General features: G+C 72.3%; 24 protein-coding genes. 5 read left to right on the top strand and 19 right to left on the bottom strand.

Features of this window, described 5'->3' with window-relative positions; translation table 11 throughout:
* Window positions 1–56: 56 nt before the first annotated feature.
* Window positions 57–1,355 (top strand): MFS transporter, encoded by a 1,299-nt coding sequence (locus ACWCQ6_RS15510; protein WP_451089356.1) that lies wholly within the window; start codon window positions 57–59, stop codon window positions 1,353–1,355.
* Window positions 1,356–1,564: 209 nt separating this feature from the next.
* Here ACWCQ6_RS15510 and ACWCQ6_RS15515 read toward each other — a convergent pair whose 3' ends face one another.
* From ACWCQ6_RS15515 to ACWCQ6_RS15550, 8 genes are all read right to left on the bottom strand, one after another.
* On the bottom strand, window positions 1,565–2,653 hold the full coding sequence (locus tag ACWCQ6_RS15515) for a C-terminal helicase domain-containing protein (RefSeq protein WP_451089429.1): 1,089 nt from the start codon (window positions 2,651–2,653) through the stop codon (window positions 1,565–1,567).
* 79 nt (window positions 2,654–2,732) lie between these two features.
* Window positions 2,733–3,677 (bottom strand): SNF2-related protein, encoded by a 945-nt coding sequence (locus ACWCQ6_RS15520; protein ID WP_451089358.1) that lies wholly within the window; start codon window positions 3,675–3,677, stop codon window positions 2,733–2,735.
* A 121-nt stretch (window positions 3,678–3,798) separates the two neighbouring features.
* On the bottom strand, window positions 3,799–5,001 hold the full coding sequence (locus tag ACWCQ6_RS15525; RefSeq protein ID WP_451089360.1) for a serine/threonine-protein kinase: 1,203 nt from the start codon (window positions 4,999–5,001) through the stop codon (window positions 3,799–3,801).
* Between the two features lie 296 nt (window positions 5,002–5,297).
* Window positions 5,298–5,879 carry a copper chaperone PCu(A)C gene (locus ACWCQ6_RS15530; protein WP_451089362.1) on the bottom strand — a complete coding sequence of 194 codons (582 nt, stop codon included), beginning with the start codon at window positions 5,877–5,879 and terminating at the stop codon, window positions 5,298–5,300.
* Entirely contained in the window at window positions 5,876–8,125 is a 2,250-nt protein-coding gene (locus ACWCQ6_RS15535; protein WP_451089431.1) for a heavy metal translocating P-type ATPase, read from the bottom strand. Before ACWCQ6_RS15535 ends, ACWCQ6_RS15530 begins: the two co-directional genes overlap by 4 nt.
* Window positions 8,126–8,172: 47 nt before the next feature.
* The gene (locus tag ACWCQ6_RS15540; RefSeq protein ID WP_451089364.1) at window positions 8,173–8,397 is read right to left on the bottom strand and encodes a hypothetical protein; all 225 of its coding nucleotides are present in this window, start codon (window positions 8,395–8,397) and stop codon (window positions 8,173–8,175) included.
* 245 nt (window positions 8,398–8,642) lie between these two features.
* Window positions 8,643–9,356 carry a sigma-70 family RNA polymerase sigma factor gene (locus ACWCQ6_RS15545; protein ID WP_451089366.1) on the bottom strand — a complete coding sequence of 238 codons (714 nt, stop codon included), beginning with the start codon at window positions 9,354–9,356 and terminating at the stop codon, window positions 8,643–8,645.
* Between the two features lie 143 nt (window positions 9,357–9,499).
* Complete coding sequence (locus ACWCQ6_RS15550) at window positions 9,500–10,234, bottom strand: hypothetical protein (protein WP_451089368.1); 735 nt, start codon at window positions 10,232–10,234, stop codon at window positions 9,500–9,502.
* A 188-nt stretch (window positions 10,235–10,422) separates the two neighbouring features.
* Between ACWCQ6_RS15550 and ACWCQ6_RS15555 the strand changes: the two genes are divergently transcribed.
* Window positions 10,423–11,622: an MFS transporter gene (locus tag ACWCQ6_RS15555; RefSeq protein ID WP_451089370.1), complete on the top strand. Its 1,200-nt coding sequence runs from the start codon at window positions 10,423–10,425 to the stop codon at window positions 11,620–11,622.
* Window positions 11,619–12,698 (top strand): sugar ABC transporter permease, encoded by a 1,080-nt coding sequence (locus ACWCQ6_RS15560; protein WP_451089372.1) that lies wholly within the window; start codon window positions 11,619–11,621, stop codon window positions 12,696–12,698. Before ACWCQ6_RS15555 ends, ACWCQ6_RS15560 begins: the two co-directional genes overlap by 4 nt.
* Here ACWCQ6_RS15560 and ACWCQ6_RS15565 read toward each other — a convergent pair.
* A complete protein-coding gene (locus ACWCQ6_RS15565) occupies window positions 12,685–13,794 on the bottom strand; it encodes an acyl-CoA dehydrogenase family protein (protein ID WP_451089433.1) in 1,110 nt (369 codons plus the stop codon). The two genes, ACWCQ6_RS15560 and ACWCQ6_RS15565, sit on opposite strands and share 14 nt — an antisense overlap.
* A gap of 247 nt (window positions 13,795–14,041) precedes the next feature.
* Here ACWCQ6_RS15565 and ACWCQ6_RS15570 point away from each other — a divergent pair, with 247 nt between their 5' ends.
* Together ACWCQ6_RS15570 and ACWCQ6_RS15575 are read left to right on the top strand one after the other, a co-directional pair.
* Window positions 14,042–15,835: a CoA transferase gene (locus ACWCQ6_RS15570; protein ID WP_451089374.1), complete on the top strand. Its 1,794-nt coding sequence runs from the start codon at window positions 14,042–14,044 to the stop codon at window positions 15,833–15,835.
* Entirely contained in the window at window positions 15,832–17,517 is a 1,686-nt protein-coding gene (locus tag ACWCQ6_RS15575) for a class I adenylate-forming enzyme family protein (protein ID WP_451089376.1), read from the top strand. The genes ACWCQ6_RS15570 and ACWCQ6_RS15575 overlap by 4 nt, the downstream gene beginning before the upstream one ends.
* A 390-nt stretch (window positions 17,518–17,907) precedes the next feature.
* Here the strand turns inward: ACWCQ6_RS15575 and ACWCQ6_RS15580 are convergent, their stop codons facing one another.
* The 10 genes from ACWCQ6_RS15580 to ACWCQ6_RS15625 all read right to left on the bottom strand — a co-directional run bounded on the left by ACWCQ6_RS15580 (window position 17,908) and on the right by ACWCQ6_RS15625 (window position 25,963).
* The gene (locus ACWCQ6_RS15580; RefSeq protein WP_451089378.1) at window positions 17,908–18,747 is read right to left on the bottom strand and encodes a metal ABC transporter solute-binding protein, Zn/Mn family; all 840 of its coding nucleotides are present in this window, start codon (window positions 18,745–18,747) and stop codon (window positions 17,908–17,910) included.
* Window positions 18,705–19,574 carry a metal ABC transporter permease gene (locus ACWCQ6_RS15585; RefSeq protein WP_451089380.1) on the bottom strand — a complete coding sequence of 290 codons (870 nt, stop codon included), beginning with the start codon at window positions 19,572–19,574 and terminating at the stop codon, window positions 18,705–18,707. Before ACWCQ6_RS15585 ends, ACWCQ6_RS15580 begins: the two co-directional genes overlap by 43 nt.
* Window positions 19,571–20,206: an ATP-binding cassette domain-containing protein gene (locus ACWCQ6_RS15590; protein WP_451089382.1), complete on the bottom strand. Its 636-nt coding sequence runs from the start codon at window positions 20,204–20,206 to the stop codon at window positions 19,571–19,573. Before ACWCQ6_RS15590 ends, ACWCQ6_RS15585 begins: the two co-directional genes overlap by 4 nt.
* A 309-nt stretch (window positions 20,207–20,515) precedes the next feature.
* Window positions 20,516–20,965 carry an alcohol dehydrogenase catalytic domain-containing protein gene (locus tag ACWCQ6_RS15595; protein ID WP_451089384.1) on the bottom strand — a complete coding sequence of 150 codons (450 nt, stop codon included), beginning with the start codon at window positions 20,963–20,965 and terminating at the stop codon, window positions 20,516–20,518.
* Window positions 20,966–21,030: 65 nt separating this feature from the next.
* A complete protein-coding gene (locus ACWCQ6_RS15600; protein ID WP_451089386.1) occupies window positions 21,031–22,857 on the bottom strand; it encodes a hypothetical protein in 1,827 nt (608 codons plus the stop codon).
* 18 nt (window positions 22,858–22,875) lie between these two features.
* On the bottom strand, window positions 22,876–23,079 hold the full coding sequence (locus tag ACWCQ6_RS15605) for a hypothetical protein (protein ID WP_451089388.1): 204 nt from the start codon (window positions 23,077–23,079) through the stop codon (window positions 22,876–22,878).
* Between the two features lie 656 nt (window positions 23,080–23,735).
* Complete coding sequence (locus ACWCQ6_RS15610; protein WP_451089390.1) at window positions 23,736–24,122, bottom strand: hypothetical protein; 387 nt, start codon at window positions 24,120–24,122, stop codon at window positions 23,736–23,738.
* The gene (locus tag ACWCQ6_RS15615) at window positions 24,005–24,304 is read right to left on the bottom strand and encodes a hypothetical protein (protein WP_451089435.1); all 300 of its coding nucleotides are present in this window, start codon (window positions 24,302–24,304) and stop codon (window positions 24,005–24,007) included. The genes ACWCQ6_RS15610 and ACWCQ6_RS15615 overlap by 118 nt, the downstream gene beginning before the upstream one ends.
* Window positions 24,258–24,845, bottom strand: coding sequence for a hypothetical protein (locus tag ACWCQ6_RS15620; protein ID WP_451089392.1), 588 nt, complete (start codon window positions 24,843–24,845; stop codon window positions 24,258–24,260). Before ACWCQ6_RS15620 ends, ACWCQ6_RS15615 begins: the two co-directional genes overlap by 47 nt.
* 71 nt (window positions 24,846–24,916) lie before the next feature.
* Complete coding sequence (locus ACWCQ6_RS15625; RefSeq protein WP_451089394.1) at window positions 24,917–25,963, bottom strand: AraC family transcriptional regulator; 1,047 nt, start codon at window positions 25,961–25,963, stop codon at window positions 24,917–24,919.
* Between the last annotated feature and the right edge of the window lie 355 nt (window positions 25,964–26,318).

A 26,318-nucleotide genomic window follows, 5' to 3' on the forward strand; every position in this document is an offset into this window, starting at 1 on the left:
CCCGACGATCCACCCCACTACGGCTGAGCGTTCAGGAGTTCATCGACTCGAACCCGATGGGACCGCGGCAGCGGCTCATCGCCCTGCTCGGCCTCGCGGTGATGGTCTCCGAAGGGCTTGACATCACCATCGCGAGCTTCGTCTACCCGAACATCGTGCGCGACTGGGGCATAACGATGAGCGCGGTGACCACCACCGTGACCGCCGGCGTGCTGAGCATGGCGGTCGGCGGTGCGGTGGCAGGGCCGCTGGCCGACCGGTACGGGCGCAGGGGCGTGACCGTCACGGGAATCCTGCTCTTCGGGGTGGCCACGGCGGCGATGGGACTCGCCACCACCATCGAGGCCTTCGCGACCCTGCGCGTCGTGGCGTGCGCCGGACTCGGTGCGGTGGCACCGGTCGTCATGGCGATCGTCGCCGACTCGACTCCGGCCCGTCGCCGCGCACCGGTGGTGACGCTCGCCTTCTCGGGCATTGCGGCGGGGACGGTCGCGGGCGGCTTCCTCGCATCGGCGGTGATTCCGGGCTTCGGATGGCCGGCGCTGCTCGCACTGTGCGGACTCGCCCCTCTGCTGCTCGTCCCCTTCCTCATGGCCTACGTCCCGGAATCCGTGAGCGTCCTTCTCTCACGCGGACGGCCGGCTGAACAGATCCGCGAAAGCCTCTCCCTGCTGGCGCCCGGCCGGGACATCTCGCACGTCGACCTGACCAGCGGCCGCCACGAGGAGCGGCAACCGACGAGGAAGCTCAGCGCGATCGTGCTCTCTCGATCCTTCGCGCCGACGACGCTCTTGATCTGGCTCTGTTACTTCGTCCTGCTGGGCGTGGTCTATCTCCTCCTCAACTATCTGCCGCTCATGGTTGCGCATGCCGGACCGACGGCAGACCGCATCGGAGTCGTCGTCGGGCTGTTCGGTGCCGGGACCCTGTGCGGACAGCTCCTGGCGTCGTTCTTCCTCAGGAGGTATGACCGCTTCCGATTCCTCGCCTTGGCGTCGGCGCTCAGCGGCCTCGCCGTGTGTGTCACTGCGGCCGTGGGCACGGGGTACGCCGGTCTTTCGACCGTGATCTCTGCACTCGGAGTGTGCCTGGGCGGTTCCATGGGCTCGCTCCAGGCGGTGGGGACAATGGCCTACCCGGCGACGCTGCGAGCCACGGGCATGGGATGGATGAGCGGAGTCGGCCGCCTCGGTACCCTCACCAGCGGCCTGCTCGGCGGAATCATGATCGGTGCCGGGTGGGGCATTCCGCGGATCCTCTTCGCCTTGTGCGTGCCGCTGGTTTTCACTGGTGCCGCAGCGCTGCTGCTGCGTAAATGCGTCTCGACGCCCGGTCCGCTGACGCCGGACGAGTGATCTCCGCGAGACCGCGCGTCCACTTGGAGGCGGCGGGGCTGGCGACGCCGTGGGGCGCTGCATCGACCGATAGGGGGTCACGGTTCAAAGCACGGCGACACACGATTCGGGCGACTGCCGACTCCAACGCGCCTGCAGCGTCCGCGCCGTCGTGGAGGAGTCGTGCACGGGAAGTCACGGGCCTCGGGCGATCCTCCTGCCCGGCGTGCTCATGAAGCGGGCAAGCGCATGAGCGGTTCGAGAAACGGGCTCGGACGGCCGTGCCAGAAGATGGCGAGGCTGTCCCGGGACCGGGTGGCCGCAACGAAGAGCAGCGAGCGGGCCCGCTGGAGCTCGCGCCGGTAGCGGACGGCATCGGCGTTCCGTAGGCGGGTGACCGCCTCCCGGGGCACGAGTCCGTCCCGAACCCCCGCGATGACCATGCGCTGGTACTCGAGTCCCTCCTCGGTCTCCGCGCGGTACAGGCCGGAGACCGTCTCCGCCGTGCCGAGCGAGCGGTGTGCCTCGTCCTCCCGCTCAAGGAGACGCTCGGCGACCGTGCGGTCGTCCTTCGCGCCGTCCACCTCGCTGGTCAGGATCAGGGCGCGGAACTGCGGCTTGTGGACCTGACCGTAACGGTCGATACGGCCGTTGCGCTGCTCGATGCGGATCAGCGACCACGGAACGTCGTAGTGGATGAGCTGATGGCACTGCCGGTGGAGGTTGACACCCTCGGAGGCCACATCACCGGTGAAGAGGATGCGTACGGGTGCGTCGGCGAGGCCGAAGTCCTCGACGCAACTCATCTGCTGCTCGTCGGAGAGGCCGCCGTGCATCACACGGGCCGCTTCCTTCAGGGCCTTGCCCTTGAAACCGAGCGCGGCCGGCACGGCGGACCGCAGCCACTCCAGGGTCTGGACGCGCTCGGAGAAGACCACGACGCGTGTCTCGCTGCGCGGCCCGACCCCGATCGCCTTCAACTGCTCGACGAGGGCAGCGAACTTGGCCGAATCCTGCGCGGTCAGACCGGCCGTCAGCTCCCGCAGACGCTGGAGAGCGGCCAGTTCGGCGCCCGTCGCGTCCGGGTCGTTCTTCTTCTCCAGCGTCTTGATACGGGTCTCGACCGTCGAGCTCAGGGCGGTGTGCGAGGAGAGGAAGGACTTGAGCAGCGTGTACGGGAAGAGCGGGACCTCGCTCACCGAGCGGCCCTCGGCGGGCAGCCAGACCTGGGCCAGCTCCTCGAAGATCTTCTCCTCGGCCGGGGTCGCCGGACAGTGCACCGACTCGGAAGGGCCCCGGTCGGCCCACTGGCCGGACATCTTCTCCCGCACCTCGGCGCTGACCTTGGTGCGGCGGATGAACAGGTGCTTGATGTCCTCGGCCGAGTACCGCTCCGGGTCACGGATCGCCGCCGGGTCGAGCAGCGCGATCAGCTCGGCGAACGAGCGGGCGTTGCCGTTGTGCGGGGTGGCGCTGGCGAGGATGAGGGCGTCCGTCTGCGGGGCGAGGAGCTGCGCGAGCTGGTTGCGCATTGCGCAGCGAACCGCGGTTGATCAGGTTGTGCGACTCGTCGATGACGACGGCGTCCCACCGGATGTGCTCCAGGTGGTGCTTGTACTGATCGGTGTTCTTGAGGGTGTCGATCGAGACGATCACGCGCTTGAAGAACGTGAAGGGGTTGCGGCCCGCCGGGATCTCCCGCTGGATCCGTTCGATGCCCGCGGAGTCGAGGCGGATCAGCGGGATGGCGAACCGTGTCCACAACTCGTGCTGGAACTGCTCCAGAACGTGCTGCGGGGTCACGACGAGGATCCGCTCACCGCGGCCGCGGCGGATCAGCTCCGCGAGGGTGAGCCCGATCTCCAGGGTCTTGCCGAGGCCGACGACGTCCGCGATCAGCATGCGCGGGCGCAGGTTCCGGCCCGAGAGCGCGAGCTGTGCGGGCCGCTGCTGGTAGGGGAGCGAGTCGAGCAGGAAGCTGTCGGCGAGGGCCAGACCGCGCTCGGACTGGGGCAGCGGGGTCTTGCGGAGAATCGCTTCGAGGAAGAGCCGGCTGCGGCGGAAGTTCGGCGAGTCGTCGCTGATCAGGGTGGTCTTGGCGGGGTCCATCAGCTCGATGCCGGGCGCGCCGTCGCGGGTGCGCTCCAGGCCCGTGAAGAAGACGGCCTCCTGATCGCGGACGAACTCGGAGATCCCGACGGCCTCGATGCGATCGCCGTCGTGATCGGTCCGGGTGACGTTCTTGACCAGCCATTCCTCATCGCGTACGACGATCTGGGCGCCGGGCGGGAGACTCGTACCGGTGCCCGGGACGGGCTGCCGACTGTACTGCTGGGCGGTCACCCGCGATACCTCCTGATAGCTGCTGAACTGTGTAGATCTTCGTGCGGGCCACGGCCCGGGACCAGGGGCGATGGTCACCTCTGTCCGGCCCGCCCTGGCGCCGCTCTGCCTGTCGGCCCGCTCAGAACGGCGCTGTCGACGCGTACGTCTCCCGCAACTGTGCCGCGATCCGGAGCGCGGCGGCGGAACGGCGCGGGCCGGCGGGCGGCGCGGGCGTGGGCTGCGGCGCGGCTTCGGATGTGGGCTCGGCGTCCGGGGTGGTCACCGCCACCGTCGGGGTGTAGCCCGGCGGGCGGGCGGGGGCGGCGGACTGCTGCGGCAGTGGGGCGGTCGGCGCCACCGCCACGGGGTTCGGGGCCAGGAGGGTCGACACCTCGGCGAAGGCCTCGGCATCCGTGGGCGGCGGGGCGGGAGCCGGCACGGGGGAGGGTTCCGGCGGTTCGTACGCGACCGTGGTGAGGGAGGCCAGCTGCCGTCGGGCCTGGGCCACGGTCGCCCCGTGCGCCTTGATGACCGCCACGCACTGGGTGACCACCTCGTCCATCGTCGGACGGTCGTGCTGCGCGTGCCGGAGCATGGACGACAGGAGGCCGACCAGTTCCTCTGGGGCCCCCGACAGGTCGGGAGCCTTGGCGGGGTCGACGATGTGACTGAACAGCACCTGTACGTGATCGGCCCGGTACGGATAGTGGCCCGTGGTCATGAAGAGCAGCACCGCCCCGAGCGCGTACACGTCCACCGGGGCCGTCAGCGGCTTCTCCCCGTTCGCCTGCTCCGGAGACATGCAGGCAGGAGTGCCCATCACCATGTTCGGTGCGGTGAGGGAGGCGCTGGACTCGGCGAAGACGGCGAGGCCGAAGTCGATGATCTTGGGGCCGTTGGGGCCGAGCAGGATGTTCGCCGGCTTGAGGTCCCTGTGCAGCAGCCCTTGGCTGTGGACTCCGGCCAGCGCCTCGGCAAGGGTCGCTCCGAGCGAAGCGGCCGCCAGAGGCGACAGGACACCCCGGGTGTCGAGGAGCCGACGCAGGTCGGGGCCCTCCACGTACTCGGTCGCGAGCCACGGCTGCTCCGACTCCGTGTCGGCCTTCACGAACGCGGCGACGCGCGGTCCCCAGACCGTCTTGAGGACCTCGATCTCCTGGGCGAACCGCTGCCGGGTCTCCGAATCGACGACCGTGGGTTTGATCACCTTCACCGCGACGGCCTCACCGGCAGCGGACTCGCCGAGGTAGACCTGGCCCATGCCGCCGTGGCCGATCCGTCCCAGCAGCGTGAACCCGCCCAGCTCGGCCGGATCGTCCGGGCTCAGCGGCGTTGTGTTCACTCTGGTCCCCACCTCGAAGATCTGCCGAAGGCCGCGCGACGGTCGCGCGCGTACGGGCCAAGGGTATCGGCGGTGTCCGACGTCAGGGCCGGCTCGGGGCAGGCCCCCCATGCCCTGGCCGGATACAGCCCGCGGGCGATCGAGAACGGTCCCGCGAGCTCCGGCTTCGTCCTGCCCTCCCGAGCCGATCAGGGCAGCGTGAATCAGCCAGGTACTTCGGTCTCTTTCCGCGGTCGCCGCACCCCAGGGACAACGGCGGCATGTCCGCGCGCGTGAGTCCGGCTCGGGTGGGTCACCTACCAGGCCCAGGCCTCGGTGGGTGGCCGTACGACCGCTTCGACGGTGACGGGGCCGGACCGCTCGAAGCCGAGGGTGAAGGTGATCCGGTCACCGGTGCGCCACGTCGGTGAGGCGGCCACGGTCACGGCGGGGCCGAAGGGGGACATCGTGAGCTCGGTGCCGGCGGGGACGGTGAGGTCGTCGACGGACTCCCGGTAGGCCCCGGAGTCCGGTGTCATGCGGTGTGCGGTCAGTTCGGCCCGGCCTGCTGCTGAGACGGTGGCCGAGAGCAGGCGGTCGGGGGCCCCGCCGGTGTTGGTGATGCGGAAGTAGGCGTTGGTGGCCCGTCCGGGGAGGACCGGCAGCAGCACGTGCCCGCTCAGGACCTCGATGCGCGCCGGCCGGCCGGCGTATCCGGCCGTGGTCCACGCGGCGAGGCCGCAGAGAGCGGTGACACAGGCCAGCAGCACGGTGACGCCCGTGGTGAGGGATTCGCGCAGGCGGCTTCGGGTGGCCCGCCGGGGGGCGTCCCGGACGGAGGTCCGGGAGGCGGCGGCTTCGGTGTGTGCCCCGCGTCGTGTGCGCGTCGGTGTCTTCATCGTGCAGTCCTGTCCGCCGGCCGGTGGCCGCCTGGGCGTCGTGGTCCGTTCCGTCGGCCGGGCGAGGGCTCCCAGGTGCGCAGCCGAAGGCTGTTGGCGACCACGAGGACGGAACTCGCGGACATGGCGACGGCCGCCACCATCGGGTTGAGCAGGCCGACCATGGCCAGGGGCATGGTGACGAGGTTGTAACCGAAGGCCCAGGCGAGGTTGACGCGGATGGTGGCGAGGGTGTGCCGGGCGAGCCGGACCGCGTCGGCGAGCGCTTCGATGTCGCCGCGGACGAGCGTGATGTCGGCAGCGCCGATGGCGACGTCCGTTCCGGTTCCCATGGCGACGCCGAGGTCGGCACCGGCCAGGGCGGCGGCGTCGTTGACGCCGTCGCCGACGACGGCGACGCGCCGTCCCTCGTCGCGCAGGCGGGCGACGAGCGCGGCCTTGTCCTCGGGGGAGCAGCGGGAGTGGACCTCCGCGATGCCCAGGTCCTCGGCGACCGCTCGGGCCGTTGCCGCCCGGTCTCCGGTGGCCAGCACCGGGCGCACGCCGAGGCGGCGGAGCCGGTCGACTGCCCGGTAACTGCCCGGCCGGACCAGGTCGGCCACCTCGATGAGCAGTTCGGCGGAGCCGTCCACGCGGACCAGTACGGCGGTGCGGGCGGCGTCCTCGGCCTTCTCGGCGGCGGCGTCCAGGGCCTTCGGCAGGTCGGTGCCGTCCGGGGTGCCGACCTCCACGTGCCGTCCTTCGACCCGGCCGCTGACCCCGTGGCCCGGGTGCGCCCGGAACTCTCGGACCGCGGGGAGGTGGGCCCCGGGCCGGCCGCGCCGTGCGTGCTGGGCGATGGCCCGGCCGATGGGGTGCTCGGAGCCGCTCTCCACGGAGCCGGCCAGTCGCAGGGCGTGCTCCGTTCCGAGACCGCCCGGGGTTTCGGTGACACGGCCGACGGTCATGTGCCCGGTGGTGAGGGTGCCCGTCTTGTCGAGGACCACGGTGTCGATGTGCCGGAGCCCCTCCAGGGCTTGCGGGCCGCTGATCAGGATGCCCAGCCGTGCTCCTCGGCCGGTGGCTGCCATCAGGGCGGTCGGGGTCGCCAGGCCCAGCGCGCAGGGGCAGGCGACGACCAGGACGGCGACGGCGGCGGTGACAGCGGCCTGCGGGTCGGCTCCGGCACCGAGCCAGAAGCCGAGCACCGTGACGGCGAGAGCCAGGACGACGGGTACGAACACCCCGGCGACGGAGTCGGCGAGCCGTTGAGCTCGGGCCTTTCCGGCTTGAGCATCCGTCACCAGCCTTGTGATGCGGGCTAGTTGGGTGTCGGCCCCGACCGCGGTGGCCCGCACCAGCAGGAGGCCGCCTTCGTTGACAGCGCCGCCGGTGACCGTCTCGCCGGGTGCCACCTCTACCGGGTCCGACTCCCCGGTGACCAGGGAGAGATTCATGGCCGAGCTGCCTTCGACGATCTCGCCGTCCGTGGCGACGCGCTCACCCGGCCGTACCACGAACAGGTCGCCGGCCCGCAGCCGCTCGATCGGGAGCACCGCCTCCGTACCGTCGCCGAGGCGGACCGTCACCTCCTTGGCGGCCAGCCGGGCCAGGGAGCGCAGCGCCGCTCCGGTGCCGTGCCGGGCCCGGCCTTCCAGGTAGCGGCCGAGGAGCACGAACAGCGGTACGCCGACCGCTGCTTCGAGGTAGACGTGGGCCACGCCGTCACCGGCCGAGGGCACCAGGGTGAACGGCATCCGCATGCCCGGGGCGCCCGCGCCACCCAGGAACAGCGCGTACGCGGACCAGCCGAAGGAAGCCGCCACGCCGAGGGATACCAAGGTGTCCATGGTCGCGGCCGAGTGCCGCAGCCCGCTCAGCGCGCGCCGGTGCAGCGGCCAGGCACCCCAGACGGCCACCTGGGCGGCCAGCGCGAAGCACAGCCACTGCCAGTTCCGGAACTGCAGCGGGGGCGCCATCGACAGTACGAGGACGGGCGCCGACATCAGGGCCACGAGTACGAGCCGACGGCGCTCCTCGCGGTCGGTGTCCCGGTGCCGTTCCGGCTCTCCGGTCTGCTCGGCCGGAGGCGGTGGCAGCTGGGCCGTGTATCCGGCGGCCTCGACGGCCGACAGGAGGTCGCCCGAGGCGATGTGCGGCGGGTGGGCGACCCTGGCCCGGCCGGTGGCCAGGTTGATCTCCGCGTTCACGCCCTCCAGCTTGCCGAGCCGGCGCTCCACGCGCCGCACGCAGGCCGCACAGGTCATGCCCCCCACTTCGATGTCGGTGATCACCGACAGGACGTGCGCAGCACTCACCGGTGACCGCCCGAGTGGTCCATCGGCATCTCGGCATCGCCGTGCCCGCCCCCGGAGCCGGGGCTCCCCACCATGCCTGGAGCCACCGGCCCCGAGACTGTGCCGACGGCGTAGGCCCCGCAGAAGATCAGCCCGAGGAGCAGGAGGAAGGACCACAGCGACGGCGGCGGCAGCCTGCGGACGGGCACCTGCGGGGGCGCGGATGCTGAACTCTGGCCCATGGATGAGGGACCTCCTGCTCGTGGCGTCGGTCGCGAACCGGGTGGAACCGGTCGCCGCACATCAGGAGTCGGTGGTGGTGGGGCCCAAGTTCCCGAAGCGAAACGTGACCCGCGTCACGCGGAAGGTTCGGTTGCGCGCCGGCTACGCGGGCCGCCGAGCAGCCACCTCGGCCCCTGCGGAAGTGACGGCCTGCGGGGACCGGCGGTGGGAGGAAGCTCCCCGCCGCCGGGCCCCGCACCCGGGGTCAGCCCAGGGGGATCGCCGGTACGCGTCGCCGGGCGGGCGGGCGGTCCCGGCCGACCGGGCGTGTCGCGGTGGCCCGGGCAGTTGACGTGGGACCGGTGGCCGCGGTCGCCTGCTCGGTGTCCTTGAGCAGGTCGATGAGGTCGTGGCGTGCCCGCGCCACGCGGGAGCGGATGGTGCCGATCGGGCAGCCCACCGCGGTCGCCGCCTCGGTGTACTCCAGCCCGAGCAACTGGGTGAGCACGAACGCTTTGCGCCGTTCGACGGGCAACAGGGCCAGCAACTCGTCCAACGCGACGCCTTCTTCGAAGCCGGGCACGTCCGACGGCTGGGTCCGCTCGGCGGCGGCCTGCCAGTCGCGGTCGGAGAGCCGGGGGCGGGCGGCGGCGCGCCGGATGCTGTCCACGACGGTGCGCCGGGCGATGGTGAGCAGCCAGGTCCGGGCCGACGAGCGCCCCTCGAACCGGGGCAGCGCCGCCAGCGCGCGGACGAACACGTCCTGGGTCAGGTCGTCGGCGGCCTGCGGGTCGGCGCTGAGGTAGATCACGTACCGCCGTACGTCGTGCTGGAGGGAGCGGACGAAGCGGTCGGTCTTGACGGGATCGCCGTCGCGGGCACTCAGGGCCAGGCTGGTCGTCTCCGCGTCGGATCGGGGAGTGTGCCGGGACGGCTTGCGGCCGTCCGGACAGGGCTGGGTGGGCAGGGCAGGATTCATTGCCGCACGGTCCTCACAGGTGAAGGAGGCCGGTCTCGCGCGCGGCGGGACCGGTGACGGGGATACGGCCCCGCGAGAAGGCGGGACCGATGCCCGGGGGCACGGCGGTGGTGGCCGTCAGCGTGCGCCCGGGGAGCCGGCTGTCACAGGACAGCGGTTCCCGTCGGCGGACCCCGTGAGGCGAGGGAGTGTACGAGGAGACGGCCGCGCAGCATCCGCGTGCCGAGGTCCCGCGCCGGCCGCACGCGCGGGCGGTGCGGTGTCCGTGCGAGGAGGCCGGACAGGAGCCGCAGCGGCACCCGTAGCCAGTGGGCCAGAGCACGCAGCAGCCGGAAGGCACCCTGCTCGGCGTAGGCGAGCCAGAGACCGCACAGGACGGCGGCGAGAAGGTGGACGGCGAGCATGCCGGCCGAGGACGCGCCCGCCATGTGGTGCCCCGCGCCGTGTGCGGCGCCCATCGTCGTGCCGGGAGGCGGCTGGGTCACCATCCCGCCGAGTCCGGCGTCCGTGACGATCCGCAGCGCGTCCTCAAAGGACATGGCCCCGGCACTGCCGGCTCCGCAGGTGATGGACTCGGCCCACTGGCGGACGAAGGACGTCCCGGTCGGCGGGGACGGGTGCAGGACCGACTGCGAAGCCGAGAACACGGTGTGCAGGACGGCCTGGACGACGACGGCCGCGGCCGTGACCGTGGGCAGACCCCGCTCCCGGCCGGCCGGGCACCAGGCTGCGCAGGCCGTACCGGCGAACGCGGACAGGAGGGCCCACCAGGGCAGATCGGTACCGGACATCAGGACGTGGCCGACCGCCGCGAGCAGCACGCAGACGGCCGCGAACATCGCGGCCCGCACGGCTCGGAGGAGGCGGCCTGGGGTCATGGCGGGCTCATCCTCGCACCCACGCCCCACCCCGGGAACACCGGCGCGCGCTTCCGCGGAGGGGGCGGCCGAAGCCTCTGCGGTGTGGCGTACGGCACATGAACCGGGGGGAACTCGCGGGCCGCAGGCCCCGACTGACTGAGCGACCGGTCCGCATCACCGCGCCGGAGAAATCGGAGACGAAACCTGTGGCGCCACACGGGACGGCAGCGAACGCCCGGCCTGCCCGCCGGGCGGACCGGCGGCTCACCGCCCTTCTCACCGGCGCGATGGCGTTCTCCATGCTCCAGCTGTTCCTGCTGGGCGCGCTGGGACCGAGGCTGGTGGCCGACCCGGGTGTCTCGCCGGCGGTGCTGGGCCTGACCACGACCGTCGGCTTCGGCACCGCAGCCCTGCTGTCTCCGGTGGGCGGCAGGATCGTGGACCGTACCGGGCCGCGGCGCTCGCTGGTACTGCTGCTGGTGGCCTCGGCCGCCGCTCTCGCCCTGATCGGAGCTGCCCCCGGTACCGGGCTGCTGCTGGGCGCGGTGGCTCTGGGAGGCATACCGCAGGCACTGGCCAACCCCGCCACCAACAAGGCCGTCCTGGCGGCCGTGGCCCCCGAACGGCGGGGCGCGGTGACCGGTATGAAGCAGTCGGGTGTACAACTCGGTGCCTTCGCGGCGGGACTTCCGCTGGCCGCGCTCGCCTCCGGTCTCGGCTGGCGTGCCGCCGTGTGGACCGCCGCGGGCGCGGCGCTGCTGTCCGCCGCCTGGGCCCACCGGGTGCTGCCCGCAGATCCGGCGCAGCCGGCCTCCCCGCCCGGCCGGGTACGGGTTCCTGAGGGGATGACGGCCTGGCTGTGCGTCTACTCCCTGTTCCTCGGGTCGGGCATCGCCTCGGTCAACACCTATCTCGTGCTGTACGGGGCGGGACCACTGGACCTCGGACCGGCCGTTGCCGCGTCTCTGGTCGCCGTCCTCGGCATCACCGGGGTCGTGGGCCGCGTCGCCTGGTCCCGCTCGGCCCGCCCCGGGCGGGCCGAGCGGCTGCCCGCCCTCCTGGCCTGCGGGGCCGTCGGGGCAGCGGTCCTGATCGGTGCGGCCCAGTGGGCAGGCCTGCTGGTGTGGGCCGGTGCGGTCGCGGTGGGCGTGTTCGCGGTCTCCGCGAACGCCGTGTCCATGGTGCTGGTGATGCAGCGGGCGACACCGGGCCGGGCGGGCCAGGATTCGGCGCTCGTCGCGGCAGGCTTCTTCGCGGGCTTCGCGATCGGCCCCGCCGCCTTCGCGCCGTTCGCGGAGTCCGGCCGCTACGGAACGGGCTGGCTGCTGGTGGCCGTCGAGTTCACCGCGGCCGCGGCGGTTGCCTACGGGTGGGCCCGACGTGACCGGGGGACGACCACATCGTGACCGCGTACGTGGGCGACTGGGCGGACCGGGCACTGGCCGCCGTGATGGAGCGCGTCAGCACCACCGAGAGGCAGGTCGGCGGCCGGTTCCCGCTGTACGCGGATCCCCGGGACGGCGTGTGGAAGACGACCGGCCGCGGTTCCTGGACCGGCGGGTTCTGGGCCGGCCTGCTGTGGCTGCGGGCCCGGTACACCGGTTCCCACGCCGACCGGGGCGCGGCCGCCGGCCGTACGTCGGGGCTGGCGCCCTGGGTGGACGCGGACACGGTCACCCGGGGCCTGATCCTGTGGTACGCCACCGCGCTCGCCGACGGGGACAGCCGGGTTGCCGCGCTCCGGGACCGGGCGGCGCGCGCCGTTCTCGCGGCCCGTCACCCCGAACTCGGCCTCGTCCCCTGGGGGGACGCCCTCGGCGGCCCCCGGCTGCAGGCGCGCGCCGACGGCGTGCCCGGGACCGTGCCGCTCCTGTCCACGGTCGCACCGGGGGCGGCGGCCGAACACCTCCACCGGCACCTGGACCTGTGCCTCCGCGACGGCGGAGAACCGCACCCCGCATGGCGCTTCGATGAAGCCGGGCCCGCTTGGCAGGCGTGCGAGGACCCCCGGCCCGGCTGGAGCCGCGGCCGGGCATGGCTGCTGCTGGCGGTCGCCGACGCCCTGCTCCGCCCCGAGGTCGCCGCCCATGACAGGAGCCGTCTCACGGCGGCGGCACGGCATCTGCTCTCGCTGGACGGTGTGTTGTCCGGCCGGTTCGTTCCGCCGGACGACACCGCGGCCCCGCACGGGCCCCTGGACACTTCGGCCGCGGCGATCACCGCCGTCGCCCTGCTCAAACTCGCCCGGGTGCCCGAAGACTGGTCGCACGCCTGCTCGTACCGGGGTGTCGTCATGCTGAGGACCCTGGCCGAGGAGCACCTGACGTACAGCGGTGGCAACCGGCCCGCGGGCATGCTGCTGGACGGCTGCTACGACGCCGGCCGGGGCCTGGCCGAGCGCCACGAGCTGATCTGGGGCGACTTCTTCCTGGCCCTCGGCCTGGCCTCGCTGACCGGTCTGGCCGACCTCACCCGCGTCTGACGGAGCCCGCGCCGTGGCCGCGCAGCACTCGGCGGGCGACCGAGGTGACGTGCAGTTCGTCGGGACCGTCGAGGATCCGGGCCGCCCGCCCGCCGCGGAACAGGGACGGCAGCGGGGTGTCCGGTCCCAGACCGGCCGCGCCGAACACCTGGATCGCCGAGTCGGCCACCTGCTGGAGCATCCGGGCCGCGGCCACCTTCGCCAGGCCCACCTCCGTACGGGCGTCCCGGCCGGCGGCGAGCAGCGCAACCGCCTCGTGGACCAGCGGCCGGGTGGTGCGCAGCGCGAGGAGCGAATCGAACACGTGCTGCTGGACGAGCTGGTGGTCGGCCAGCGGTCCGCGTGACCCGGTCCGGGCCACGGCCCGCTCGCACATGAGGTCGAAGGCCCGCTGGGCCTGGCCGAGCCAGCGCAGGCAGCGCAGGGTCCGGCCGAGAGCGAGCCGTTCGCCCGCGACGGCCAGGGCACCGCCCTCCGGCCCCACCAGGTGGTCGTCCGGGACATGGACCCCGTCGAACTCGATCTCGTACTGCCCCGTCGCGCCGAGCACGGGCAGCTCCCGTACCACCCGGAACCCGGGTGCGGCAGTGGGGACGAGGAACAGTGACAGGCCGTCACGGCCCCCCGGCGCCCCGCCGGTCCGTGCCAGCACGGTCACCAGGTCGGCGCCGGCGGCACCGGAGACGAACCACTTGCGGCCGCTGATCCGCCAGCCCCCGGCCGCCGGACGAGCGGCGGTGGTCCGGGTCAGGACGGGGTCGGTGCCGGGGGCCTCCGGTTCCGTCATCGCGTAGCAGGTCCGCATCGTTCCCTCGACCAGCGGGCGCAGGCAGGCGTCGCGTACCGGGCCGGTCGCGTGCCGGGCCAGCATGGTGACGTCCAGGAGAGGGGCGGAGCCCAGCGCGGCGGGGCCGTGGTCGCTGGCCCCCTCGGCCTCGGCCAGCTGTGCGTACTCGGCGAACGAGAGCCCGCCGCCGCCCAGTTCGGCGGGGAGCGGGAGGGCCCAGAGCCCGTCCTCCCTGGCTCGGGACCGGAGCGTGCCCAGCGCCTCGGCGGCCGCCGGGCCACCGGCGTCGAGCACCGCCTCGTACGGCATCACCCGGGTCGTGACGAACCTGCGCACGCGGTCGCCCAACTCGGCGGGGGGCGGCCCGGATCGGGGCGAGCGGTCGACGGGTGCGGCGGTCTCCGGCACGGCATGGCCTCCTCGGCTTCCCGGGAACTCCCGGGAACGTGTGTCCGACTGTCTGTCCGTGGAACAGGTCGGGCGCACCGGCGCCCTGGTTCCCGTCTTCGGTACGACTCGGGCGCCGGCCTCCGCCGCGCGCCGGGAGAGGAGAGGCATGGCGTCACCAGCAACCACGGCGGCCCTTCGGCCACTCGACGCGATGGACACCACCGTCTCGGGGCCCGCGGAGATCACGGCCGTCGTCTCCGCGCACCTGAACCTGCTCGGGGCGCGTCAGGACCGCACCGCGGCCGCGGACCGGTCCGGCGGAATCACGGTGAGCGGCGCGGGTTTCGATCCCGTGCACGCGACCGCCCACTGGGGCGAGCCCGGCAGCGGTCTCGTCGACGAGGCGACGGTCCAGGCGGCGACCGGCGTGATGGCCGTCCACGGGCGCCGGGCCGGCGCCCCGGCCGGACTGGCCGTCGACCACGCCGCCACCGCCACCGCCGTACTCACCGTCCAGGGGCTGCTCGCCGCCCTGATCGGCAAGGCCCGCGGCGTCACCGGAGTGAGCCGTCTGGACACCGGAGCGGACCGGGCCGGGCTGCTCGCTGTGTCCCAGTACCTGGCCGCCGCCGGCGCCGATGAAGGCGAGGCGGCCGAACTCGCCCCCGGCGGTCCGCCCTTCACCTCCGCCGACGGCCTCCTCTTCGAACTGGAGACCCTTGACCCGGGTGCCTGGGCTGCCTTCTGGCGGGCCCTGGAGGCACCCGCCGAAGCGATCCGGGCCGGCTGGCGCCCTTTCCAGTTCCGCTACGCCACCGCCTGCGCTCCGTTCCCACCCGTCCTCCACGAGGTCACCCGCGGAAAGCCCATGGCGGCCATCCGCCGGGCCGCCGCACTGTCCGGGGCCGAGGTGTGCGTCCTGCGGACCCTGGCCGAGCGGCACGCCGAGGCCGACGGCGCACCCCCCTGGTCCTTCCGCCCGCTCGGTGACGAATCGTTCCGTCGGGGCGGGCGCCCACCGGGAGCCGTGGTTCCGGCAGCGGACGGTCCGTTGGCCGGACTGACCGTGCTGGAGGCCGGCCGGCGCATCCAGGCTCCCCTCGCCGCGCACCTCCTCGGCCTGCTGGGAGCCGAGGTGATCAGGATCGAGCCGCCGGGCGGGGACCCGCTGCGGGGCATGCCGCCCACCTCCTCCGGCATATCGGCGCGCTGGCTCGCCCTCAACCGGGGCAAGAAGGCCGTGGAGATCGACATCAAGGCGGAGGCCGGCCGCCGCCGGCTGCGGGGCATGGCCGGGCAGGCGGATGTCTTCCTGCACAACTGGGCTCCGGGCAAGGCCGCCGAACTCGGCCTCGACGCCGAGGATCTCGCCCGCGTCAACCCCGCCCTCGTGTACGCGTACACAGGCGGCTGGGCGGACCGCATCGCGAACGCCCCCATGGGCACCGACTTCATGGTCCAGGCCCGCACCGGCGTCGGCGAGGCGGTCCGCCCCGACGGAGAGCCGCCCGCCCCTTCCCTGATGACCCTGCTCGACGTGCTGGGCGGACTGCACGGCACCGAGGCCGTCCTGGCCGGGCTGCTGCTGAGGGAACGCAGCGGACACGGAGTCCGGGTGGACTCCTCCCTCCTCGGCGCCGCCGACACGCTCACCGCCCCCGCCCTGGCGCGTGTGGGGCGAGGGGAGAACCCGCGCCGACCCGCCGGGTTCCGGCGCCCCCTGCCCACCGCGGACGGCTGGATCGCGCCCGCGGACGCCGACGACCGCGCCGCCCGCGTCCATGACCTCTCCGAGCTGCCCACCGCTGAGGCGCTGGCCCTGCTGAACAGCCGGGGCCTGGCCGCCACCGCCGTCACCACCGATCTGTCCGACCTGCACCACGACCCGCGCTTCGCCGGTGCGATCCACCGCGACGCGCACGGTGCCCCCGCCGTTTTGGCCCCCTGGAGGTTCGCATGACCGTCGCCCTGCACGACCTGCTGCCCGCCGGGCTCCGCCGTTCCTGGGCTGCCGACGGCACCTGCCCCGACCTCGACCTCTACAGCCTCTTCCGCGCCCGCCGGATCGCCGACCCGCACCACACCGCTGTTCAGGACGCCAAGGGCAAGCTCTGTTACACCGCCTTGGACCGCAAGGTCCGATGCCTGGCCGCCGGCCTGAGAGAACTCGGCATACGCCCGGGTGACGTGGTCGGCGTACAACTCCCCAACCACCGCAACACCGTCATCGCCGACCTGGCTCTGGCAGCCCTCGGCGCCGTCGCCCTGCCCTTCCCCGTCGGCCGGGGCGTGCTGGAAGCGGAATGCCTGCTCCGCAGGGCCCAGGCCGTCGCCGTCATCGCCGCCGTCGAGCACCGCGACTTCCACCACGCTGCCGACCTGCACACCCTCGAGCGGTCCCTGCCGGACCTGCGCCACGTCATCGCCGTCGGCCCCGGGGAAGCACCCGAAGGAACGGTGGCCTGGTCCGATCTGATGCGCAGCGACCCGGAGACGTTCGTCCCGGCCCGCCCCGACCCGGACAGCGCGGCCCGGATCCTGGTCTCCTCCGGATCGGAGGCCGAGCCCAAGATGATCGCCTACTCGCACAACGCGCTCGCCGGCGGCCGCGGCAACTTCCTGGCCTCCCTCATCCCCGACCGGACGCCGCCCCGCTGCCTCTTCCTCGTCCCGCTGGCCTCGGCTTTCGGCTCCAACGGCACGGCCGTCACCATCGCCCGTCACGGCGGCACCCTGGTCCTGCTCGACCACTTCACGCCCGAGGCCGCCCTCGCGGCCCTACGGGAACACCGGCCGACCCACGTCCTGGGGGTGCCGACCATGGTCCGCATCATGCTCGAACGCCTCGATGCCACCGCCGAGCAGCTCCCGGAACCGACCGCCCTGGTCCTGGGCGGAGCACCGCTCGACGAGACCACCGCCGCAGCGGCGGCGAAGGCGTTCGGCTGCCCGGTGGTCAACCTCTACGGCTCGGCCGACGGGGTCAACTGCCACACCGGGCTGGCGCACGCCGTCCCGCCCACGGGTGGCACCGGTGTGGTCGCCGGCCGTCCGGATCCGCGCGTGACCGAGATCCGGATCGCCGACCCGGACACCCATGACGCTCTTCCCGACGGCGCCGTCGGCGAGATCATCTCCCGGGGTCCGATGTCCCCGCTGTGCTACGTCGCCGCCCCCGACCTGGACGCCCGCTACCGCACCCCCGCGGGGTGGGTCCGCACCGGCGACCTCGGTTTTCTCGACACCGACGGTGTCCTGCACGTGGTGGGGCGGCTGAAGGACATCGTCATCCGGGGCGGAGCCAACATCAGCCCCGCCGAGGTCGAACGCGAACTCACCTCGCACCCGCAGGTCAGGGACGTGGTCTGCGTCGGTGTGCCCGACCCGCTGATGGGCGAACGGCTCGCGGCCTGCGTGGTGCCCAGGGGGGAGGAGTCACCCACCCTGGATTCGCTCGGCGCGCACCTGACGGCCCGGGGCCTGGAGCGCCGCAAGCACCCCGAACGGCTCCTCGTCGTCGAGGCGATGCCGCTCACCGCGGCCGGTAAACCCGACCGGGCCGCCCTGCGGGAACGTCTGACCGCGGGCCTTCCCAAGCACGACGCCTCCCCGCACCAGCCGCCGTTCGCCCAGGCGGGCTGACGGCTCTTCGGGCCGGCCACGCGCAACGCCTGGCCGGCCCCCTCGCCTGCCGCGCGGGCGCGGCGTAACAGCCCGGCGGCCACGTCGACGGCGAGGAACGCGACCAGGGTGACGCCGAGCAGGAGCAGCGCCCGGCCGAGCGCGGCCACGCCCGGGATGTCCACGACCAGGACGGGCAGCGGCGGCTGCCCCCCGGAGCACTCACACACCGTCAGTGTCCGACGCCCGGACAAGGGTTGTCGGGAACCACCCGTCCCGCGGGCCCACCGCCACCGGACCGCCATGAGCCGTTTCACAGCATGAGCAGAACGGACCGAAGCCGTGTCCGAGGGCGCTCGGTGCAGAACGTCCTCGGGCACGGCCGTCGCGCGGCACGCGGGCGGCAGGCGGTCAGGACCCGCCCATGCCCTTCTTGATCTCGGCCGCGGCGCTGCGGTAGACAGCCAGCAGGTCGAGGTCCTCGCCGGGGTAGTTGACGATCTTCAGCTGCTTCGCACCGGAGTCGGGCAGCACGGTGCCGGTCGACATGTGGGCGTTGTCCAGGACCAGGGCCGGCTTCTTCGCGGACAGCTCCGCCAGTTGCGCGGGCGTCACCGCTTCCGGCCCGTACGTGCCGGCCGGGGTGATGCCGGCCAGCTTCGCCGCCCACGCGGTGAAGACCTGGGTGACCGTGACGGGTCTCTTGCCGCCCGGCCAGGCCACCTTGACCTCTTTGTTGAGCTTGCCGTACTCGGTGTCGAACCGGGCCTTCCACTTCGTCGCGACCTCAGTGGTGCCGAACAGCGCGGCCAGCTTGTCGACCTCGGCCTTGACCTTGTCCGGGTCGTTGTCGAGGTTGACCTCCACCAGCTTCGCCTTCGAACCGGCCGCCTCCTTGATCTTCGCCGCGTACGGCTCGAACGGCGCGTACAGCACGAAGTCGGCCTTGGCCACGGCGGCGAGGTCCGAGGGCTTGGGGTCGTAGTCGGGGGCGTGGTGCACCGACTGCGGGACGATGACCTTCACATCGTCGGCACCCGCCGCCTCGGCGAACGCGCCTTCCCAGGTGGTGGTGACGACGACTACGGGTTTCTGCTTGCTCTCGGCCGGATCCGAGGAAGCGCTCGCCCCGGCCGCGGGCGCGGCAGAAGAGGCCTTCTCGTCCTTGTCACCGCCGCAGCCGGTGACGAGAGCCAGGCCGACCGCGCTCAGTGCGAGGAGGGAAGGGATGCGGACGCTGGTGCGCGCCATGAGCTGGTTCTCCGTTCGGATATCAGGTGCACGGCGAGGACGACCGCCCCCGCCGTCAGGACGAGGACCGGCCCGGGGGGCCAGTCCAGCCACAGGGCCAGCAGGAACCCGGTCAGGTTCACCGCGACCCCGATACCGATTGCCCACAGGACGATCGATTTCAGTGAGCTGCCCAGCCGCCGGGCGGCGAGGGCGGGCAGCAGGGTCAGCGCGTCGACGAGCAGCGCACCGGTCAGCTTGATGGCCCCGGCGACCGCCACCGCCACCAGCACCAGCAGCGCGGCGGTCAGGGCGCGGACCGGGACGCCCGAGCACTGGGCGAGCTCCCGGTCGTACAGCAGCAGCCCGATGTCGTGCCGCCGCCACCAGAACAGCGCCGGCACGACGACGGCCAGCGCGCCGAGCACGACGAGGTCGGGCGTGCCGACCGACAGGATCGAGCCCCACAGCAGGGCGAACGCCCCCGAGGCGTTCACTCCGGACACCGCCAGGAGCAGCAGCGCGCCCGCGATGGCCAGACTCATCAGCAGGCCCATCGCCCCGGACAGCCCGTCCGGCGTACGGGCCAGCGGTGCCACACCGGCCCCGGCCAGGGCGCAGGCCACCAGCGCGCACAGCATCGGGTCCAGCCCGGCGATGAGCCCGACGGAGATGCCCAACAGGGCGACGTGCATCATCGCGAACCGCACCGGCATGATGTCCAGCCCCACGATGATCACGCCGATGACGGGCAGGCCGACTGCCGCGAGCAGCAGGGCCAGACCGGCCCGCCGGACCGGCACGAGCTCGAGCAGGGCGCCGACATCGGCGGTCGCGAGCGTGCTCACCGGACCTCCCGCAGCCGGCCGGCGGCCATTTCCAGAACCCGGTCGCACCGTTCGGCCAGGGCCCGGTCGTGGGTGACCACGACGAGCGTCACCGGCAGCGAGGTCAGGACTTCGGCGGCTTCCGCCTGCCCGCCGAAGTCGAGGGCGGCGGTCGGCTCGTCCGCCAGCAGCACCTGTGCCCCGGCGGCGACGCAGCCGATCGCCCGGGCCAGGTACATCCGCTGGAGCTGCCCGCCGGACAGCGTGTGCAGGGGCCGTTCCACCAGCGTGCCCACCCCGAGCCGGCCGGCCGCGTCGGCGGCCTCGGCAGGAGCGGCGCTGCTGGCGAGCAGCTCGGCGCCGAGCAGGGGGAACCGCCCGGCTGCCGGTTTCTGCGGGATCCAGGCACAGGACCGACGCCGCCACGCCCACTCCGCCGCCGTGCGGGTGTCCCGGCCGCCGACCAGGATCGATCCGCCCGCCTGCCGGTGCAGGCCGAGAACCGCACGCAGCAGCGTCGTCTTGCCCGACCCGTTGGTCCCCGTCAGCGCCACCCGGTTCCCGGCGGCAACCTCCAGGTCCACATCCGAGACCGCCTCCACCCGGCCGTGCCGGCACGTGACCCCGCGCATCCGCACGTCCAACCCACCCATCCCACACCCTTCACCGCAGCACGAAGCAGGGGCCGTTCGCCCCTCCGATACCGCAGTAGTCGGCCGGGCCGCCCCCCTGGTTCCGGTACCGACGAGACCGCTCCCGCTGAATGCCGGGCCGTGAGCACGGACGGCTTCGGGCAGCGCGTGGAGATGAGCACCGACCAGTTCGCCTCCCTCGTGGAGGACGTCAAGAACGGCGAGTTCGACGCCGTCGTCGCCTGATCCTCTCGGCCGGGCCCCCGGATCGGACCATGCCCCCGTGGGCGCCGCCCGACAACCCGGCTTGTGCGGCCGCCGGATCGATCATCAGCATCCGGTACGCGGGCAGCCAGGTGCACACCAGGCACGCCGCCTCTTCCCAGGACAGACAGATTCCCAGGACAGATGGTCCGGGACCGGCAGCAGGCTCTCCGGGGGAGCGGCGAAGTACTCGGCGAGTGTGCCCGGCCGGGCGCCGGCGAGCTGCGCCGCGGGCATCGCCAGCGTCTCGTCGCTCATGCCCGGCGGGGAATCGAGAAGCGGATACAGCACTGCTCTCGTCCCGTCCGGCCGTTCCCCTGCCGCTTCGCAGCCCAGGATGCGCGGGTACTGGTCATGGTTGATCCCGACGCCGCGCAGGGTCCAGAGATCCTTGTGGTTCAGGGAAGCCGCCCGGACCTCCACCCGTACCCAGCCCGGAGGCACCTCGGGATCGGGGCGGTGCCCGACGACGACAGCGGACAACGGGTCGTCAGGATCGGCGGCGGTTGCGAACACGGCCTCCATGAGTCCTCGCCCTTGGGCCGCCCGACAGCGTTACCACGCATATGACTTCCTTTGCGTCAGTGGGACGGAGAGCCGAGCAGCGCGGCCGACGGCACGGTCGCGCGCGCGAACCACATCGCGAATCCGGACACCACCAGCGCCCGCACCCGCAGCGAGGGACCGGATCCGCCCGTATCGCAGCGCACGCGCACCTCGTCACCTGCCGCGATGCTGTGCACGCTCCTGGTGTGCAGGCCCCCGGCGCCGTCGTCGACATCGACGACCACCCGCGCCGACGGGGCCGTTCGCGCGCCACCGAGGAGCCGAGTGCCGTCGGAGAGCCGTGTGCCGCCGAAGAAGCGCGTGCCGACCACTTCCGGCTCCTCCACGGTGATCAGGGGAAACCGCTCTCCGTCCGACGACCTCGCCAGGTGTCCGCAGACGTCGCACCGCGCCCAGAAACACTCGCGGTCGTCCGCCGCGCCCCGGGCCGTGCCCACGCGGACCGGGAGCCCGCACACCCGGCAGGCGCACAGCACCCGTGACCCCGTGGGCCCGAAGAACAGCCCGCTCTTCATGGCGCGTTCGACGGTCCGGGCGCCGATCGCGGGCACGCTCGCCACGAAGGAGACCAGCTCCCGCTCGAACCGTTCGGCGAGGCGCTCCACCCTGGCGACGCAGCGGGTGAACTCGGCCCGGACGGTCTCGCCGTACAGCGTCCGTTCGTTCGCCACCGACAGCATCGCGGCGGCTCGTGCCGTCCAGCCCGAGGCGATGTCGATCCCGCGCGCGCAGGCGTCCAGCGCCTCGTGCGCGGCAGGGCCTCCCGCCAGGCGCAGGGAGACGACCCTGCCACGCGCGTCGTCGACCGTCCGCGCCAGTGCCAGCAGCCGCTCCCTGTCCTCGGACAGGCGTGCCAACCCCCTCTCGATGTCCTTGAGTTCGCCGCCCAGGGACGCGACGGCCGTCTTCCGGTCCGGAATACCGCGGCTGTGCCGAAGCAGGACCGGGTCGCCCAGGCACAGAGTCCCGGCCGACAGGTCGCCTCCGTCCGGCGCGGCCCCGCCGAGCTGATCCAGCTCGTGGCCCACGATCGCCCGGCGCGACGTCGGCATGCGGTGGAGCGATCCGCACAGCGTCGCCGCGTAGGAACTCGCGAAGGCATCGACGAAGTTGGTCGCGGGCAGACTGCGTCGCCAGTCCGGAATCAGTGCTCCGCACGATCCCAGGTGGATCCATGCGCAGCGGATGTCGTCGAGCCTGCACAATCTGAGACCGTGCTTCGCGCACTCGCAGTCCTGCGCGGGGAAACCGCTCGCGCTGTGCGCGCAGACGAACCCGTCACCGATCTTGACGTGTGATTCGTTGCCGTGGCCGTACACGGAGACGCTGTGCACGTCCTTTGCGCCGGGATCGGCGAATTCCGTCGCGTCGCCCACGACGGACGACGCGTCGGCGGCATCGACGAAGACGTGCTTTCCGGCGCGGATCCGTCTGGCCAGCGCCATACGCCTGAGCATGAAGCCCAGTTCCCTGTTGGAGCGTGCCGGTAACGTGCCCACCGGGAGGCCGATCCGGCGCTCGAAGTCCAGGATGTCTCCGGCGAGCCGGAGATCGAACTCCTGCCGGGCGGCGACCACCAGGGCGTACTTCGCCGACGTCGGGATCGACCGTGCGGCGAAACCCCGCCGCCAGCCGTCGAGAGAGGTCTGCGCGACCATGCGGCATCCGATGTCGGCCAGGTCGGCAGCGTGCGGAAGAAGATCATGCCCCACGACGACCACCGCGCCCGCGGGCCAAGCCTGTTCGGTCCCGGGCCCGCCCAGCCGGGACGCGTACCAGTGCAGCACTTCCTGTTGCCGCGCGGCGCCGGCCCGGTCGGCGGCTCGGTGCGAAGGCTCCACAACACTCCTCACCAGTCTCTAGATCCCCGGGTACGGAGTCAGCTCGTCCAGCGAGAGCACCGCCCCGACGTTCTCGTCCGGTACGTCGTCGAACCAGTGGGGGTCGTCTTCGGCGGCCGCGTCCGTGGGTTCGGCCGGTCCGGTCGGTTCGCCCGGCCGGACCGGGGCGTGCCGTTCGTCGTCGCGTGCCTGCTCGGCGTCCTGCACAGTGTTCCTCCTCATCGGATGAATGTCGTCCGTTGCCTGTCCGCCCGCTTGTCCGCCTGCTTGTCCGTCGCGGGGACGCGCGCCCTACCCCACGCGTGCGCGGATCTGGCAGGAACATGTCCCGCGTGACCGTGTGCATCAGCACCTGGCCGCGGGCCCCGTGCGGCACGGGCACGCGCGTGGCCGGGTCGACGACGCGAAGGAACAGTTCGGGGCCGGCCGGGTCGAACACCGGAAGGTCGTCGTATGCCGTCGAGCGCCTGAGCAGCGCCCGGGTGCCCGTGATCGAACTCGCGTAGGTGGCGACGAAGGCGGAGTCCGGGAAGACCGGTTGCCCGTACTCGTACTGCTCCTCGCGGGTCATGCGCGCCCCGCCCCAGGTGATGACCCGCACCGTGGCACGCACACGTTCCGCCAGCTCCGCCGACCGCGCCAGCGCGCGCAGCAGCGGAGGGGTCACCAGCAGATGTCCGACAGGCTGTGTGCGGAGCACGTCCCGGGCCTGGGCCAGCACGTGCTCCACGTGATGGATGTCGGCGACCGGGTCGAAGGGCAGCGCGTCCCGGTGTCCGACCCAGAACCGTGACCCCGTCTCCCCGCCGAAGTGCCGGCGCAGCATCTTCGACAGGTACTCCCGCAGCTCCTGCTCGGACGCGGGCGCGTTGATCGCGCTAGACATGGACCATCCCCGTCCCGTCCGTGTGGACATCCGCTTCGGACACCGGCTCCGGCTCACGCGGTACCCGGAAGTTCTCCCGGGGGCCGACCCGGACGGCCCCGGCCACCAGCTCCACCGCCTCGCCGCTGTCGAGCCCGTCGCGGTGGAACGGCTCGGCGAGGACGTCCCCCTCGGCCACGCGCTCACCCAGGTGCCTGGTGAGCCGGATTTCCGGCGTGCGGGTCGATGGCGTCGTCCGTGAACACTTGCCCGCCCCCAGCTTCAGCGCGGCCCGGCCGGTGCCCAGCGCCGAGATGTCGGTGACCCACCCGGCCGCCCCCGTGCGGTCATCTGCTCCGAGGTGTCCACACCGTGGACATCGAAACCCAGCTCCGCGCACAACAATGCGTAGGTGCCCGTCCCGCTGTCGATGTCGATGTCGAGAAGCCTTCCCGAACGAGTGGGAAAGACCTCCGCGAGCATCGACTTCCACGCCTCCGCCTGTGCGGACGTCAGCGCATTGCCCGGTGTTTCGTCATGACTTTCGGCGCGGCGGTCCCAATGCGCCACCAAGTTCGTCACACCCCGACTCCTCCGGCCGTTGTTCCTGCTCGTCGTCCGTTCCGAAAACGATGTGGATCCGCATGTCGTCGCCCCCGTCGAACGCACTGTGCAGATGCCGGGTGCCGACGTAGTAGAGGTTTCCGTCGGCCGGGATGTGCACCACCTTGTCGTGCTCGACGAAAACGAATCGCGCGTGCTCGCTCGTGGTGACCGCGAGGTGATATCGCGGTGTCATGTCCCGGTGCACCGAATAGCAGTGCTTCGGGCCCAGCGCCATGATTCTGGTGCGGATGGGCCTGAACGGGAGCCGGTCGAACACCTCGCCCAGGTAACTGCCGCGCAGATCGGCGTGCACCTCGGTGAAGTCGGAGTCCGAGGAAATCAACGACTGCCGCCGACAGCCCTCGTACCACGGGCCCGTTGCCGCCGGTCGGTGCTGGAGCGCGAGTTGCCGCGTCCCCTCGAAGGCCAGCGGACGCTTTTCCAGCAGGCCGGCCACCAAATCGCAGAGATCGGCGGGGTCGATGTCGAGATCGGTCCTGGATGTGAGCACGGTCACAGCGTGACTCCTCCTGCGGAACGGATCAGCCAAGTCCGCCAATCGCGAACCGGTTTCTCGCTTTCCTTCCTCTACTTGATTTTTCTGACCACCACAGGATCTGTCATTGCCGTGACGCGGCCACCTGATTGGCTTATTGCGTCGCGCCGGAACCAGTCGTCGCGAAACCTGCCGGGCGGTACGCCGTACTTGGCGCGGAATACCCGGCTGAAGTCGGAGGGCTGAGTGAAACCGTTGCGCAGGCCGATCTCGCGAACCGAAACCGATCGCAGCCGCGCGTCGCAGAGTTCGCGTCGGCTTTTCTCCAGCCTCCGCTGCCGAATCCAGCCCGACGGCGTGCTGCCCGCTGTCTTGAACAGCCGTTGCAGATAGCGAATGGAGATGTGATGCGCCGAGGCGACCAGGCTCGGCGTGAGGCCGCAGTCGCCGAGATTGCGGTCGATGAATCCGCGGATGCGCGTTATCAGCTCGTACTGCTGGGTCTGCGGGCACACTTCGCCGGCGTCGACGAAGTGCCGTTCCAGGACCGCTGCGGCCAGGTGCAGGGCGGCATCGCCGAACCGGGCCACCTCGGGCGCGCCCAGCCCGGTCGCCCGCTCGGCCGCCTCGACCAGGAACGAGCGGAGCAGCGGCCCGGAACCGGCTGCGTCGCGGACCTTGTGCTGCGACGCGCCGGCGTCCGGTGGAACCGTCGGCATCGCGGAGCCCGGGAAGACCATCACGACCGCCTCCGCCGTCCGGTTCCCCGGCGTCGGGCCGATGCGCAGGGGGAGCCGGGTGTCGCACAGAGCCACTGCCGCGTCCCGAACGGTGAGTTCGCGCCCGGCTCGCACCACTGCGATCTCGCCGAACGAACTGAGAACGAGGGCGTGCCGCCCGGGATCGGCCTCCAGCACATGGGGGGCGGAACCGGCCGCGTGGAACGTGATCCGGCGTGCCGTGACACTGCCCAGTTCAGTGGTCTGCAGAGTCGGACGAATGCCACGGGGCCCCGGGTCCCCGTGGCCGAGTTCACCGGCGCCCCCTGCCGCAGGCGCGCACCCGGCCCCTTCGACCGTCCAGCGGTCTCCTTGCCGGACGGCACCACCAAACGGCACGATCTCGCCGCTGTGCCGCATTCCTGAACCCCCGTTCTGGCGAATACTCGGTTCGTGGTCCCGCCGCGGTGCGCCGCTCCGGTGTTCGGTCGTCACCGCGACCGGTCTTGTGACGCGTGCGGGCATTCCTTATCCCGAGAGCAGTCCGTCACATACTGTCGCCGGTGAAATCTCACTGTCATTGATAGGGAACGACCAGTCACTTGACCGTGTGCGCCGCGCTGTTCAATGCAGCCGGAAAGCACACGGTCGCCCGATGCGTCATTGAATCGAGCGAAATCACTGGATCGGATCATTCGGGGTGTCGCCCGGTCTCCGGGCCGGGGCAATGGTTTCGGGGAATGGTGAGAAAATGGCTCAATATCGGCCAATAGGA

It is taken from the genome of Streptomyces sp. NPDC001880 (assembly GCF_053594575.1).

Coding starts and splice junctions, on each gene's coding strand:
- ACWCQ6_RS15510 (WP_451089356.1), top strand. CDS start 57: ATGGGACCGCGGCAGCGGCTCATCGCCCTGCTCGGCCTCGCGGTGATG.
- ACWCQ6_RS15515 (WP_451089429.1), bottom strand. CDS start 2,653: ATGTCCGGCCAGTGGGCCGACCGGGGCCCTTCCGAGTCGGTGCACTGT.
- ACWCQ6_RS15530 (WP_451089362.1), bottom strand. CDS start 5,879: ATGAAGACACCGACGCGCACACGACGCGGGGCACACACCGAAGCCGCC.
- ACWCQ6_RS15535 (WP_451089431.1), bottom strand. CDS start 8,125: ATGACCTGTGCGGCCTGCGTGCGGCGCGTGGAGCGCCGGCTCGGCAAG.
- ACWCQ6_RS15540 (WP_451089364.1), bottom strand. CDS start 8,397: ATGGGCCAGAGTTCAGCATCCGCGCCCCCGCAGGTGCCCGTCCGCAGG.
- ACWCQ6_RS15545 (WP_451089366.1), bottom strand. CDS start 9,356: ATGAATCCTGCCCTGCCCACCCAGCCCTGTCCGGACGGCCGCAAGCCG.
- ACWCQ6_RS15550 (WP_451089368.1), bottom strand. CDS start 10,234: ATGACCCCAGGCCGCCTCCTCCGAGCCGTGCGGGCCGCGATGTTCGCG.
- ACWCQ6_RS15565 (WP_451089433.1), bottom strand. CDS start 13,794: ATGCCGTACGAGGCGGTGCTCGACGCCGGTGGCCCGGCGGCCGCCGAG.
- ACWCQ6_RS15570 (WP_451089374.1), top strand. CDS start 14,042: ATGGCGTCACCAGCAACCACGGCGGCCCTTCGGCCACTCGACGCGATG.
- ACWCQ6_RS15575 (WP_451089376.1), top strand. CDS start 15,832: ATGACCGTCGCCCTGCACGACCTGCTGCCCGCCGGGCTCCGCCGTTCC.
- ACWCQ6_RS15580 (WP_451089378.1), bottom strand. CDS start 18,747: ATGGCGCGCACCAGCGTCCGCATCCCTTCCCTCCTCGCACTGAGCGCG.
- ACWCQ6_RS15590 (WP_451089382.1), bottom strand. CDS start 20,206: ATGGGTGGGTTGGACGTGCGGATGCGCGGGGTCACGTGCCGGCACGGC.
- ACWCQ6_RS15605 (WP_451089388.1), bottom strand. CDS start 23,079: ATGAGGAGGAACACTGTGCAGGACGCCGAGCAGGCACGCGACGACGAA.
- ACWCQ6_RS15625 (WP_451089394.1), bottom strand. CDS start 25,963: ATGCGGCACAGCGGCGAGATCGTGCCGTTTGGTGGTGCCGTCCGGCAA.